At 31.3% G+C, this 13191-nt stretch carries 16 protein-coding genes; 7 read left to right on the forward strand and 9 right to left on the reverse strand.

What is annotated here, in order from left to right; all coding sequences use genetic code 11:
• From ACVC2P_RS18025 to ACVC2P_RS18045, 5 genes are all read right to left on the reverse strand, one after another.
• Window positions 1-645: endonuclease/exonuclease/phosphatase family protein (locus ACVC2P_RS18025; RefSeq protein WP_452599839.1), on the reverse strand; the 645-nt coding region annotated here is incomplete at its 3' end.
• A gap of 125 nt (window positions 646-770) precedes the next feature.
• Entirely contained in the window at window positions 771-1631 is an 861-nt protein-coding gene (locus tag ACVC2P_RS18030) for a rhomboid family intramembrane serine protease (RefSeq protein ID WP_452599840.1), read from the reverse strand.
• Window positions 1631-2389: a rhomboid family intramembrane serine protease gene (locus ACVC2P_RS18035; protein WP_452599853.1), complete on the reverse strand. Its 759-nt coding sequence runs from the start codon at window positions 2387-2389 to the stop codon at window positions 1631-1633. Before ACVC2P_RS18035 ends, ACVC2P_RS18030 begins: the two co-directional genes overlap by 1 nt.
• A 6-nt stretch (window positions 2390-2395) precedes the next feature.
• Window positions 2396-4291, reverse strand: coding sequence for a DNA mismatch repair endonuclease MutL (gene mutL / locus ACVC2P_RS18040; protein ID WP_452599841.1), 1896 nt, complete (start codon window positions 4289-4291; stop codon window positions 2396-2398).
• A 3-nt stretch (window positions 4292-4294) separates the two neighbouring features.
• Window positions 4295-4582: a riboflavin synthase subunit beta gene (locus ACVC2P_RS18045; protein ID WP_452599842.1), complete on the reverse strand. Its 288-nt coding sequence runs from the start codon at window positions 4580-4582 to the stop codon at window positions 4295-4297.
• Window positions 4583-4622: 40 nt separating this feature from the next.
• Between ACVC2P_RS18045 and ACVC2P_RS18050 the strand changes: the two genes are divergently transcribed.
• Window positions 4623-4763 carry a hypothetical protein gene (locus ACVC2P_RS18050; protein WP_452599843.1) on the forward strand — a complete coding sequence of 47 codons (141 nt, stop codon included), beginning with the start codon at window positions 4623-4625 and terminating at the stop codon, window positions 4761-4763.
• Between the two features lie 230 nt (window positions 4764-4993).
• Here the strand turns inward: ACVC2P_RS18050 and ribH are convergent, their stop codons facing one another.
• Together ribH and ACVC2P_RS18060 are read right to left on the reverse strand one after the other, a co-directional pair.
• Window positions 4994-5479 carry a 6,7-dimethyl-8-ribityllumazine synthase gene (gene ribH / locus ACVC2P_RS18055; protein WP_452599844.1) on the reverse strand — a complete coding sequence of 162 codons (486 nt, stop codon included), beginning with the start codon at window positions 5477-5479 and terminating at the stop codon, window positions 4994-4996.
• Between the two features lie 30 nt (window positions 5480-5509).
• On the reverse strand, window positions 5510-6277 hold the full coding sequence (locus ACVC2P_RS18060) for a tetratricopeptide repeat protein (RefSeq protein ID WP_452599845.1): 768 nt from the start codon (window positions 6275-6277) through the stop codon (window positions 5510-5512).
• Window positions 6278-6401: 124 nt separating this feature from the next.
• On the opposite strand from ACVC2P_RS18060, the gene recF reads away from it, so the two are divergent.
• The 5 genes from recF (at window position 6402) to ACVC2P_RS18085 (ending at window position 8906) form a co-directional block, all read left to right on the forward strand.
• Window positions 6402-7481, forward strand: a complete 1080-nt coding sequence (recF, locus tag ACVC2P_RS18065) for a DNA replication/repair protein RecF (RefSeq protein ID WP_452599846.1) — start codon at window positions 6402-6404, stop codon at window positions 7479-7481.
• 49 nt (window positions 7482-7530) lie between these two features.
• Window positions 7531-7953: a lipocalin family protein gene (locus ACVC2P_RS18070; protein ID WP_452599847.1), complete on the forward strand. Its 423-nt coding sequence runs from the start codon at window positions 7531-7533 to the stop codon at window positions 7951-7953.
• On the forward strand, window positions 7953-8249 hold the full coding sequence (locus ACVC2P_RS18075) for a DUF721 domain-containing protein (RefSeq protein ID WP_452599848.1): 297 nt from the start codon (window positions 7953-7955) through the stop codon (window positions 8247-8249). The genes ACVC2P_RS18070 and ACVC2P_RS18075 overlap by 1 nt, the downstream gene beginning before the upstream one ends.
• Before the next feature lie 121 nt (window positions 8250-8370).
• Window positions 8371-8562, forward strand: a complete 192-nt coding sequence (locus ACVC2P_RS18080; RefSeq protein WP_111658912.1) for a cold-shock protein — start codon at window positions 8371-8373, stop codon at window positions 8560-8562.
• A gap of 152 nt (window positions 8563-8714) precedes the next feature.
• Window positions 8715-8906 carry a cold-shock protein gene (locus ACVC2P_RS18085; protein WP_452599849.1) on the forward strand — a complete coding sequence of 64 codons (192 nt, stop codon included), beginning with the start codon at window positions 8715-8717 and terminating at the stop codon, window positions 8904-8906.
• Between the two features lie 175 nt (window positions 8907-9081).
• Here the strand turns inward: ACVC2P_RS18085 and ACVC2P_RS18090 are convergent, their stop codons facing one another.
• Window positions 9082-11637: a M4 family metallopeptidase gene (locus ACVC2P_RS18090; protein ID WP_452599850.1), complete on the reverse strand. Its 2556-nt coding sequence runs from the start codon at window positions 11635-11637 to the stop codon at window positions 9082-9084.
• Window positions 11638-11741: 104 nt separating this feature from the next.
• Window positions 11742-12161, reverse strand: a complete 420-nt coding sequence (locus ACVC2P_RS18095) for a nucleoside-diphosphate kinase (RefSeq protein ID WP_452599851.1) — start codon at window positions 12159-12161, stop codon at window positions 11742-11744.
• Between the two features lie 165 nt (window positions 12162-12326).
• Here ACVC2P_RS18095 and ACVC2P_RS18100 point away from each other — a divergent pair.
• On the forward strand, window positions 12327-13191 hold an 865-nt coding region (locus tag ACVC2P_RS18100; RefSeq protein WP_452599852.1), incomplete at its 3' end, for a DHH family phosphoesterase.

Here is a 13191-nt window from a genome sequence, read left to right on the forward strand (position 1 = left end):
TAAAGATTCTAAATGAATATTATAAATACGAATAGTGTCTGCGCCTTTTAAAACATCTGCATATATAGCATTGTTAGATGTATTACTAGGAAACTCGACAGAGCCAGAGTTAATAATAGGGTACTTAGAAAAAATGGCTTGCCCATACTTTGTTTTTTTACCAGCCAATTTTTCATACTTATACTTAAAAAAAGAAAGGTCTATATTTTTATGAGGATGATACTCTTGTAGAGATAATATGTCTGGAGCTTCCGTCTTTATGAAATCAACAAGCTTGGTTTCAATATGGTCTTTTTCAATCCAGTTATATAAATTAAATAGTCTTACATTATAGTTCATTACAGATAGATTAGAATCACTTTCTATCGTTTTAGATTCAGAGAACTTATATAATGAGCCAAAGGTTATATAACCAATAGTTAAAACAATTAAAGATAATAATAGCTGTTTCTTTATTTTAACAAGCCAGTATAATAAAAACACACCATTTAATACAATTAAAAAAGGCACTCCTAGACCTAATACTGATAAGGCAGAGAACGTTTTTGGAGGTAAGAAAGGAAGAATATAAGACAGCAATAGTATGAATGCTCCAACAGAATTGAAGAAAAACACTATTTTCTCAAAAAACTTTAATCCTTTCATATTCATTTTCCGCTAATGCGGAAATCTTATAAGTTATTTTTAAATGCTTAACGAGTACTGTCAACACCTATTCTTTATCTATGATTTTAAATACAAAGACCACTTCTTTTATTTCAAAACTATGTTTACTTACCAGCTTTAAATAAAAACTCTTTTTCTTCTGCTGTTAAGCTTTCATATCCACTCTTGCTAATTTTATCTAAAATAACATCTACTTTTTTCTGGTTATTAAACTGATTAAATTCGCCTTTAGTATAGCCACCAACCTTAGTTTTATCTTTATATACTGTTTTCATATTAGAGGACTTAGAAACACGAAACCAACTTGTTACCCAATCCATCATTTTTTCGAAACCAGCACCAATATCATTGCCTTTTAATAACTGTTTAGCATAAATATACCCTAATACAACACCTCCTAAATGTGCTAAATACCCACCTTGATTGTCTTGTCCGAAAATATTAATAACATCTACAGCAACAAAAAAAGCTCCTAGATACCACAGCTTTAACTTAAAGGCCAATAGTTCCACTTCTTTATTGGGCATGTAAGCGCACAAGAAGATAAATAAAGCTCTAACACCAGCCGAAGCGCCTATTAAATAACCGCTTCCTTTAAAAAAGTCTGGAGCAATTGTGTAGCCTAATTGAAAAAACAGACCGCCAACTATAGCGCCTAAAAAATAGATGTTTAAAGCTGTTTTAGGTCTAAAAAGAGTTAATAAAATTCGACCAACAAAATATAACCATAACATATTAAACAACAGGTGGATAAAGCTATAATGCAAAAATGCATAACTTATTATGGTCCACGGTTTAATGATATAGCTATTGAAATCGCTAGGCAGTTCTAACCACTTTAGAACGGATCCTAAAATAGGGCTTAAAATAGATACTATTAAAAAAATAATAACATTAAGCACTATTATTTTTTCAAGAATGTTCAGTTTTCTTAATCTATATTTTACATCATCAGTAAAACTCATTAATCTACTCTGTATTTATTAAACGAATTCTTTTTCCAATACCACATAATTAAGAATCCTACTATTGCCCCTCCAACGTGAGCCATATATGCCGTATTACTCGGGCTAAAGAATGATTTCCCTGAAATTGCCGAAATAATGTCTAAAATAATAATACCTGGAATAAAATACTTAGCCTTTATAGGAATAGGTAAAAAAATCATCATCAATTTAGCATTAGGATTCATAACCCCAAATGCAGCCATAACTCCCATTATACAACCGGAAGCACCTAACATTGGAGCATTAAAAGTTTCTACAAATTCTAATAACCTATCACCAACCAAAATATTAGTCCAACGCCTATCATACGTTCCATATCCTGATTTCAAAGTATCCATAACATCACTTATTCTAAAGCCTGCATCCGTTAAAACTGATAACTCAGCATTGAAATTAAAATAAGCATAACCTACATGTAATGCTACTGCTCCTAACCCCGAAGATATGTAGAGAAATAAAAACTTTTTTGTTCCTAAATAGTGTTCCACCGCAGTTCCAAACATGAATAATGTAAACATATTAAAAAAGATATGCATAACATCTCCATGCATAAACATGTGTGTAAAGATCTGCCAAGGTTGGAAGGCATCATTTTTTGGAAAGTACATGGCAAACCATTCCGTAAATAATTTTCCTTCACCTACTAAGGTTGTTCCTATAAACATTATAACATTAATGATTATTAAATGTTTTACCGTATCTGTTAATCTGTTCATCATAATTTACACAAACTTTCTATCTAATTCGTCAACCGTCATTGTAATAAAGGTTGTTCTATTTGTTGGGGAAACATTTGGCTCCTTACAAGCAAACAAACTATTTACTAAATGCTCTTGCTCTACTCTATTTAAACTTTGTCCAGTTTTTATTGCTAAACTCTTCGCCATAGACTTTGCTAATAAATCTGTAGCACTAAAATTACTATCTGGAACTTCATTTTCTACATCGCTAATAAGCTGCTCCAAAATAATAGAAACTTCACTTTCTGGTACGCTTACTGGTACACCTGTAATTTCTACTTTTTCATCACTTACTGCTTTAAATATAAATCCTGTATGCTCTAAATCGTTTTTTAATTGATTTATAATTTCTATCTCTTGAGGAGAAAAATGCAACTCTAATGGAAATAGTAATTGCTGGCTCATCGCTTCTTGTACAGTTATATTCTGTAAAAACTGCTCGTAAAGCACACGTTGATGCGCTTTATTCTGGTCTATTACCAACATTCCAGATTTTATTTTACTTATAATATATTTATTATGTATTTGATAGGTTGTTTGTTTTTGTTCTACTTGATTAGTTTCATCAAAAATAGACGTCTCAGTAGGTGCACTTTCAAACTGGACTTCGCTAAAATCTTGTTGTGTTTGGGTGCCTTTAGATTCTAACCCTACATATAAACTTTCCCAACTTGGGCCTTTTTCTCTTTTGTATGAAGGTATAGATCCAGAGTTTCCCGAACTTAAGCTAGAAAATGAAGTAGCCTCGCTTGAGCTAGTTCTTATTGGTTTATCCTCTTGAAATGGGTTAAAGCTTCTATCTACTTCTACACTTGGCATTTTTGCTTGTGTCTTATTATATGGCGTATCTAAATTAGCATCACGCTCAAAATCTAAAACTGGAGCTATATTAAATTGTCCCAAACTGTGCTTTACTGCCGAACGTATTATAGCATATAACGTATGCTCGTCATCGAACTTAATTTCTGTTTTTGTGGGATGTATATTAATATCTATTGTTTGCGGATCTACTGTTAAATTTAGAAAATAACTAGCATGAGTTCCTTCTTTTAACAATCCTTCGTACGCAGAACCTATGGCATGATTTAAATACGCACTTTTTATGTAGCGGTTATTTACAAAAAAGAATTGTTCTCCTCTCGTTTTCTTAGCAAACTCTGGTTTACCAATAAATCCCGAAACGGTTAATACTTCTGTTTCTTCATCTACAGGCACTAACTTTTCATTTGTTTTTGCGCCAAAGACATTTACTATACGTTGTCTATAATTGCTTTCTGGTAGGTTAAACGATTCGCTCCCATTATGGAACATTACAAAGCTAATGTTTGGATGTGCTAAAACCACACGATGAAACTCGTCTATAATATGTCGTGTTTCTACTGGGTTCGATTTTAAAAAATTTCGTCTAGCTGGAATATTAAAAAATAAATTTTTTACACCTATAGAAGTACCCTTGGGCGTTACAACAACCTCTTGAGAGACTACATTACTCCCTTCTATCTCAATACAAGTCCCTACATCGTCTCCTTCCTGCTTTGTTTTTAATTCTACATGGGCAATAGCAGCAATACTAGCTAATGCTTCTCCTCTAAACCCTTTTGTATTTAATTGAAATAAATCGTCTGCCGATTTTATTTTTGAAGTTGCATGGCGCTCAAAACTTAAGCGCGCATCGGTTTCACTCATTCCTTTTCCGTTATCTATAACCTGAATAAGTGTTTTCCCTGCATCTTTTATTATTAGTTTTATTTTACTTGCTCCAGCGTCTATTGCATTTTCTAGTAGTTCTTTTACTACAGAAGCTGGTCTTTGTACTACTTCTCCTGCTGCTATTTGGTTAGCAACATGATCGGGTAATAATTGAATAATGTCTGCCATGTATTAACTCTTGAAAAAGGCACTTAAATTAAAATCCATAAACCATAAAAATAAAAACACTAATATTAAAGCAATGTACAATACACGTCTGTTAACTTGCTTGTCTGGAGAGTTCATAAACTCATCCCATGCAGAATTAAACTTTTGCTTTATATTTTTATTGCCACCTACTGTAGAACGATAATCATCAAATTTATGCTTTATTTCAAATGGGCTTCCTTCTCCATCGCTTTTATAGTAACGTGGTGTATAATTGTAGCGCTTATTTTTTCTTTGTTTTATTAATCCCATAACGTCTCTATTTTAATGCATTTTGGTTTCTAAATAGTACATGAATGCAACTATTAATACCAAAACAACAATTAGTATTGGTAATGTTGATGTTTTACGTTTGCGTTTGCTCTCGAAAAAATTTGAGGACGATTTTCTATTAGAGTTGTTCTCCTCTGTATTAGAATATCGTGGCTTGTAATTAAAACTTCTATTTTTCCGATTTTTGAACATGAATGCTATTGAATAGTTTATGTTAACGCAAAAAACATTCCAAAAAAAATGTATTCGTTACAACACTCAAAAATACTTAAAATACTGTAGAGTATGGAAAGACTATTGCTAAAAATTGTTAACAAAAAAGCATTAGAGACCTGTAAAGTTGCTTTTAAAAAGCAGCTTTACATTAATAAAACAAAGTGTATTATAAAATTAAGCGTTTTTTCTAAGGGTTGCCATTTTAATTGCGGCTACTGCAGCTTCAGTTCCTTTATTTCCATGTTTACCACCAGAACGTTCTATAGCTTGTTGCAAATTATTATCTGTTAGCACACAAAATATAACTGGGGTATCATGTAAAACATTTAAGTCTTTTATACCTTGAGCAACGCCTTCGCATACAAAATCGAAATGTTTAGTTTCTCCTTGTATAACGCTACCTATAGCTATAACTGCATCTACATTTTGTTCTTGCATTTTTTTACTTCCATAGATAAGCTCGTAGCTTCCTGGTACATTCCAACGTATAATGTTTTTAGTTTCTACATTATGCTCTACAAGTGTATTATATGCGCCGTTGTATAACCCTTCTGTTATCTTGTCATTCCATTCTGAAACAACAATCCCAAACCGAAAGTCTTTCGCGTTTGGGATTGATGCTTTATCATATTCTGATAAATTATTGTTTTCTGTTGCCATATTTAACTTCTGTTTATAACAGAAATGCGATTAGTTAGACATTGCTTGCGCCTTACCTATAAACACGTCTACTGTAGAAGCTTCTGTTGCGTCTGGGTAATTTTCTTTTATTTTATTAAAAAACGCTAATGCTTCACTAGGTTTATTTAATTCTAAAGCAGCAATTCCGGCTTTCTTTAAATAAATAGGAGCAGTATAATCATTAGTTCTCATTTCTGCTGCTGTTTTATAATACTTTAAAGCCTCATCTACCTGCTCTAATTGCATGAAAGCATCACCTATTAAACCTTTAGCTTTTGCTGCATGTACTTCATCATCTATAGAAAAAGCATCTAAATACGTTACTGCATTTTTGTAATCTTTTAAGTTTAAATACGCTAATCCAGCATAATAGTTTGCTAAGTTAGCAGCTGGTGTTCCTTTATATTCCTTAATAATATCTAACATACCATATTTTCCTCCACTACCATTTAAGGATAATGTATAAAGAGAATCTGAAGCTATTCCACTAACAGCATCATTAAAATGCTTTTGAGCAGGATACATATCATTCATTGCTTTTTCCTGAGCTGGTTTGCTTACAAACTCATTGTAACCAAGATATCCTAAAACTAATGCAGCGACTACACCAATAATTATGAATATGTATTTTTGGTTTTTTGCAACAAAATCTTCTGTTTTAGAAGCAGTTTCATCTAATGTATTAAAGACCTCAGCAGTTGTTGATTGTTCTTCAGTTTCTACTATTACTTCTTCTTTCGTTTTTGGTTTATAACCTCTTTTCTTGTAAGTTGCCATGAATTGTATATTTATGCGTCGCAAAAATAAAATTTTTATCCATATATAAAAGGTAATTTATTTGTTATTTTGCAAGACTTATTCTTTAAGAATAAAACTTGGATCACTTTTGTGCTAATTCTATATGATTTTAAAATCTCTTTCTTTATTAAATTATAAAAATTTCGATAGTAAAACATTCTCTTTTAATGATACTATTAATTGTTTTGTAGGCAACAATGGTGTCGGTAAAACGAATATATTGGATGCCATCTACCATTTATCTTTTGGCAAAAGCTATTTCAACCCTATTGCTTCTCAAAATATAAAACATAATGAAGATTTTTTTGTTATAAATGGAGACTACGAAAAAGAAAACAAACCAGAAAAAATAGTAGTTAGCCTAAAACGCGGACAAAAAAAAGTAATAAAGCGCAACAGTAAGGCTTACGATAAATTTAGCGAACATATTGGTTTTTTACCTTTAGTTATTATTTCTCCTGCCGATCGTGATTTAATTATAGAAGGTAGTGATACACGCCGAAAATTTATAGATAATGTTATTTCGCAAAGTGACAAATTGTATTTAAGTGATTTAATTAAGTATAATAAAATTCTTGCACAACGTAATTCGTTACTAAAATATTTTGCATTAAATAACACTTTTAATAACGATACGTTAGAAGTTTACAACAGTCAATTAACCGATTTTGGTACTCGTATTTTTGAAAAAAGAGATGCTTTTTTAAAAGAATTTGTTCCTATTTTTAAAGAGCGTTATAATGCTATTAGTAACAAAAAAGAAGCTGTAAACTTAACTTATAAAAGCGATTTATTTTCTGTAGACTTACATACTCTATTAAAACAAGTTATTAATAAAGATAAAAGTCTACAATATACAAGTGTAGGAATCCATAAAGACGATTTACAATTTAATATAGAAGATTATCCTATTAAAAAATTTGGAAGTCAAGGCCAACAAAAATCATTTCTTGTTGCTTTAAAATTGGCTCAATTCGATTTTATAAAACAACAAAGTGGTGTTAACCCCATTTTATTATTAGATGATATTTTTGATAAGCTAGACGAACAACGTGTTTCGCAGATTATTAAATTGGTTAATGATGAAAATTTTGGTCAGCTTTTTATTAGCGATACTCATGCTGAAAGAACAGAACAAGCCGTTAAGCAAGTACATCTATCCTACGAGATTTTCAATTTATAAAACTAAAAATCGGTATCATTAACACCATATAACAAAATAGTTTAAACACATGAAACGTTTATTAACCCTTCTATTATTTGTATTTATCTTTAACAGTTGTACAAACAACCCTGAAACATTTATTCCAAACCTTGAAGGGTATTGGGAAATTGAAAACGTTACCATGGCAGATGGCACAAAGCGAGATTATAAAATAAATACCACGATAGATTATATTATGGTAAATGATAGTTTAAAAGGGTTTAGAAAAAAAATGAAACCTCTTTTTAATGGTACTTATGAAACTTCTAAAGCAGTAGAATACTTTACTCTAAAGTTAGAAAACGATAGTTTAAACATCTATTATAATACAGCTTATGCTTCATGGAAAGAAACTATTTTATTTGCATCTAAAGAGCAATTAAAAGTTGTTAACCAAAATAACCACGTATATTTGTATAAACGGTTCTCCCCAATTAATATTAATGAATAATGGCTAAACGCACTAAAGATTTATTAAACATATCGGATGTTTTAAAAGATTTTGTTGAAACAAATAATTTAGAAAAAGGTTTAGACAAAGTTAATGTTAAAGATGCATGGACTTCTTTAATGGGTAATGGTATAAATAATTATACAGAAGCTGTAGAATTAAAAAACGGAACGCTTTATGTTAGACTTAGTTCTAGCGTTTTAAGAGAAGAATTAAGCTACGGAAAAGATAAAATTATAAGTAATCTTAACGAAGAACTTGGTAAAGTTCTTATAAAGAAACTAATATTACAATAAGCTAATCTTTTTTAATAGAACGTATTAAAGCAAACATTCTTCTGAAAATAAAAAAATAAAAAAAGATATTGTTAGAATAATATGCTATATTTGGAATCAAATAAATTTAAATTTTTTAAAAATGGCTCAAGGTACAGTAAAATTTTTCAATGATTCTAAAGGATTCGGTTTTATAACAGAAGAAGGATCAGACAAAGACCATTTCGTACACATCTCTGGTTTAATCGACGAAGTTCGTGAAGGAGACACAGTAGAATTCGACCTTCAAGAAGGAAGAAAAGGTATGAATGCAGTAAACGTAAAAGTAGTATAATTATATATATATTCTATTTAACAATTTACAAGATTAGCCTATCATTAATTTGATGGGCTTTTTTTATTTTTCAAATTAATTCACATAAATGCATTTTTTGTTAATTATTGGCTCTACCTTTGCCGCATTAAATAATTAATAAATTTATTACAATGAACAAAGGCACAGTAAAATTCTTCAATGACACTAAAGGATTTGGTTTCATCACAGAAGAAGGTGTAAGTAAAGACCATTTTGTACACATCTCGGGTTTAATCGACGAAATTCGTGAAGGTGATGAAGTAGAATTCGATTTACAAGAAGGTAAAAAAGGATTAAACGCAGTAAATGTAAAAGTAGTATAAGTATATATATTTCTATTAAACTTTTTTAAGCAAAGACCTACACATAATGTGTAGGTCTTTCTTTTTATAACAATAGCTCTTAATTCTTTTATAAAAAGTATTCTATAAAAAAAGAGTAACATTCCTGTTACTCTTTTAAATTAATATAAATTATTTTATTCTTATCTAAATTCTATTATTGCTTAATTAGTTTTACTACTCCTTTAGAATTTCCTGAAGTAATTGTCATAAAATACATTCCTGAAGCAGCACCAGATAAGTCTATAGCTTTTGTAGTACTCATATTAGATAAATCTACTGTTCTAATAATACGACCATTAATATCGTGTATTTCTGCTTTAACTAAATTTATAGTACTTGTTTTTTCTATATTAAAGATTCCATTAGATGGATTTGGATATACTTTTACCAAATTAGCTATACCGTTAAATTCTGCTACAGATAATGAATATTGGCAGTTATATAACATAACTTCATCTACATACCAACCATCTCTACCATTACAACCATCTGTACCTAACTCAAATCTAAACTGAATTGTAGAATTAGCTGTAACACCAAGACTTGATAAATCTATAACACTAGTACCCCAACTACTTGTAAGAGAACCTTCGTCTGCACCATGGAAAGCAACTTCTCCTCTTAATGGGTTATCGTTACCATTTAACATTAATGCTCCATTATACGGGTTGGCTGTAAAAGCAGCACTACCAAGTAATTGCCACGCCCCCCCATCTAACTTATATTTTATATTACCTCCATCGTAATCAGTTTCTGTGGCTATATAATGGTTAAATGCTAGCTCATAAGTACCTTCTGTAAAATTTGGTATTGTAATTTCTGGACTTGTTAAAGTAATCTTACCATTTTCTAAATCTCCTGCACAGTCTCCAATAATAGGATCTGTACCAAAAGCAGCACTTCCTGCTCTTCCTTTAGGTAATGTATTGTCTACAACCCAATCTCTATCTTCCCAAGTTGCGGCATTTATAGGTGCTTGCTCAACAAGCCATCCATCCATTCCTGCCTCCCAATCTTCAAAAAAGATGGCATCATTTGTTGCATTATCACATAAATCTGGAATTGGTGCTAAAATTGTATCAAACCCACATGCATCTGGGTTTATTCTCATTTCTACTGCTAATACAGCAGCAATAACAGCATCTACATCTGCAGCAGTAATCATTTCTCCAGAAGGTCCCGCTGGAACATCTGTTGTAGATAAGCCTTCTAAATTGATTCCTATTAAGTCTGTTGCAGAAGCTTCTAAAGCATCTGCCATAGATGCAAAATCGCTAGTAGCTGTTAAGTATTGTGATTGTGCTCTCCAAAATATATGAGCCGCTTTTGTAAAACCTATGCCATTTACTACTTGTCCGTTAAAATTACCTCCATCTACTAATAAGGCATAAGCATGGTTTGGTATTCCTGAATTTATATGAACTCCACCAGAGTCTCCTGTAGAACACCAGTATTGTCCATCTGTAACTTTTCCTGGATGGTTTCTACATGTAGGATCCCACATATCTCTAATAGCGCCTCCAAATGCTGTTGCATCTTCTCCAATCATCCAACGATCTGAGCTACCACAACCAGTTCTTAAAGAGTTATCATCATCTGCATCTTCATAAGCATTTAAAATATCTACTGTCTCCCCCCATATATCTGAGAACGATTCGTTTAATGCTCCAGACTGCCATTGGTATATTAAACCACTTGTAGAACCTGTATAAGCATGTCCCCATTCATGTGCAATAACATCATCTGTTGCTGTTCCATTACAGTAATTTGCTGTAGCTCCATTCCAGTTTGCATTTGGGCATGAAATATTAGGATCGTTATTTATTGTTCTCATTTGAGCATCTGCTCCATCATAAGAGGTGTATCCAAATGCATTTTCAAAAAAGTAATATGTATGTCCAGATGCAACAACTTCGTTTTGTTGCCATATTGTTAAAGATCCAGGAAAAGCATCTCCTTCTTCCCAAACAGTATTACCTGTATTCCCTTCATAAACAACACGATCTAAAGCATGTGCCATACCTGTAAATTGCTCAACTATTGTCCCATTATGAGCATTTACAAATACAAATTCTCTTACATCTTTATCATTTCTAACTTCTACTTCATAAACTAAATATTTACTCCCTAAAAAGCCTTGAGCTAAACCTTTAGCAAACACATAAAGTGTACTTTTGTTTACAAATAATGCTGTACCAGAATAATTTATATTTTGGCTAGCAATAGCTTCCATTGCGAATGCATTAGCTTCTCCTTCACTTAAAGTAGGCGTTGCGTCTAATTTGATATTAGGAATATAATTTCCGTTTACAGATGTTAAACGTTCTTGCGCATTAAAATGAAAACGTAATTTACCATCGTATACAGGCACTCCATTATACTCTTGCTGTACAAGTACGTTTTTTAATCCATAAGTATCTGTTTCTTCTTTTTTAAGAACTAGCTTATTTTTTGAAGCATCTATGTTATAGACAGACTTATTGGTTTCTAAAAAATTAAGTGCTTTTTCGTAAGGGGTTCCGCCTTTAACTTTTAATGAATTGTTTAAGGGGAATTTTACAAATTCTGGTGTACCGAAATTCTCATTTACGGTAATTGTAGCCTGAGTTTTCTTTTGAAAATCGGCAATGGATTTTTGTGTATTTTGAGCAAACAAGGTCCCACTCGCTAACATTGCACAAAAAACCAAATAATTGTATTTTTTCATCATTATGTAGTTTAAGTTGTGCTAAAGTAGGTTTTTATTGGGCATAAAAAAAACCTAAATTTGTTAAATTCAGGTTTTTACTATAAGTATTTGAGTCTATTTTAGTTCTAGAACATCTCTCTTCCAGAAAAATGAAAAGCACCTTCTATAGCAGCATTCTCATCACTATCACTACCATGTACAGCATTCTCTCCTATAGATGCAGCATATAATTTACGAATAGTTCCTTCTGCTGCTTCTGCTGGATTAGTTGCTCCAATTAAAGTTCTAAAATCTTCAACTGCATTGTCTTTTTCTAATATTGCTGCAACAATAGGACCACGAGTCATGTATTCTACTAATTCTCCAAAAAATGGTCTCTCTTTATGTACTGCATAGAAAGTTTGCGCATCTGCTGTTGTCATTTGCGTTAATTTCATTGCTACAATTCTAAACCCTGAAGCATTAATTTTTTCTAAGATTGCGCCAATGTGCCCTTTTTCAACTGAATCAGGCTTAAGCATTGTAAATGTTCTATTTGTTGCCATTTTATTCTATTCTAAAATATTAATATGTTTTCTATTCTAACTTTAAAAATCACAAAATATCCATACGTAAAAAATACTTCCGTTTTTTAAAGTTGGCGCAAAAGTAATGTTTTTCTTTAAATTACTCATATAATCCAATATTAAAAAATTGTATCTTCGTCGCCTATGAATTCACAAGATATATTAGAGATAAAAGAGTTACTCGCTTCTCCAAAGAAAATAGTTGTAATTCCTCATAAAAACCCAGATGGTGATGCTATTGGATCTACTTTAGGATTATTACATTATTTGTTAATGTTAAACCATAAAGCAGTTGTAATAGCTCCTAATGATTTTCCTGATTTTTTAAAATGGATTCCTAAACAGGATACTATTTTAAAATACGAAACGCAACAAACTGAATGCGATGAGCTTATTAATGATGCAGATATAATGTTTACATTAGATTTTAATGCCTTCCATAGAACTGGTAATATGGAAACTGTCTTAACAAATAGTAATGCTATTAAAATTATGATAGATCATCATCAACAACCAGATGATTATGCTAAGTATATGTTTAGCGATGTCTCTATGAGTTCTACCTGCGAGATGATATATCATTTTTTAGAAAAATTAGAAGATTTAGATTACATAGATAAAGACCTAGCGACTTGTTTGTATGTTGGTATAATGACAGATACTGGATCTTTTAGGTTTCGTTCTACAACAAGTACTACCCATAGAATTATTTCTAAATTAATAGATAAAGGTGCAGATAATACACAAATACATAATAATGTATATGATACCAATAGTTATAACAGATTACAATTACTAGGCTGTGCTTTAAATAATTTAAAAATTATTCCAGAATCTCGTACTGCTTACATTACCTTATCTCAAAATGAACTTCAAAAATTAGATTATAAAAAAGGGGATACAGAAGGTTTTGTTAATTATGCTTTATCATTAAACAATATTGTATTAGCTGCGATTTTTATTGAAGATAAACAAAACAAAATTATAAAAATATCGTTACGTTCTAAGG

The sequence above is a fragment of the Pontimicrobium sp. MEBiC01747 genome (assembly GCF_053601635.1).

Coding starts and splice junctions, on each gene's coding strand:
- ACVC2P_RS18030 (WP_452599840.1), bottom strand. CDS start 1,631: ATGAGTTTTACTGATGATGTAAAATATAGATTAAGAAAACTGAACATT.
- ACVC2P_RS18035 (WP_452599853.1), bottom strand. CDS start 2,389: ATGAACAGATTAACAGATACGGTAAAACATTTAATAATCATTAATGTT.
- mutL (WP_452599841.1), bottom strand. CDS start 4,291: ATGGCAGACATTATTCAATTATTACCCGATCATGTTGCTAACCAAATA.
- ACVC2P_RS18045 (WP_452599842.1), bottom strand. CDS start 4,582: ATGGGATTAATAAAACAAAGAAAAAATAAGCGCTACAATTATACACCA.
- ACVC2P_RS18050 (WP_452599843.1), top strand. CDS start 4,623: ATGAATGCAACTATTAATACCAAAACAACAATTAGTATTGGTAATGTT.
- ribH (WP_452599844.1), bottom strand. CDS start 5,479: ATGGCAACAGAAAACAATAATTTATCAGAATATGATAAAGCATCAATC.
- ACVC2P_RS18060 (WP_452599845.1), bottom strand. CDS start 6,277: ATGGCAACTTACAAGAAAAGAGGTTATAAACCAAAAACGAAAGAAGAA.
- recF (WP_452599846.1), top strand. CDS start 6,402: ATGATTTTAAAATCTCTTTCTTTATTAAATTATAAAAATTTCGATAGT.
- ACVC2P_RS18070 (WP_452599847.1), top strand. CDS start 7,531: ATGAAACGTTTATTAACCCTTCTATTATTTGTATTTATCTTTAACAGT.
- ACVC2P_RS18075 (WP_452599848.1), top strand. CDS start 7,953: ATGGCTAAACGCACTAAAGATTTATTAAACATATCGGATGTTTTAAAA.
- ACVC2P_RS18080 (WP_111658912.1), top strand. CDS start 8,371: ATGGCTCAAGGTACAGTAAAATTTTTCAATGATTCTAAAGGATTCGGT.
- ACVC2P_RS18085 (WP_452599849.1), top strand. CDS start 8,715: ATGAACAAAGGCACAGTAAAATTCTTCAATGACACTAAAGGATTTGGT.
- ACVC2P_RS18090 (WP_452599850.1), bottom strand. CDS start 11,637: ATGATGAAAAAATACAATTATTTGGTTTTTTGTGCAATGTTAGCGAGT.
- ACVC2P_RS18095 (WP_452599851.1), bottom strand. CDS start 12,161: ATGGCAACAAATAGAACATTTACAATGCTTAAGCCTGATTCAGTTGAA.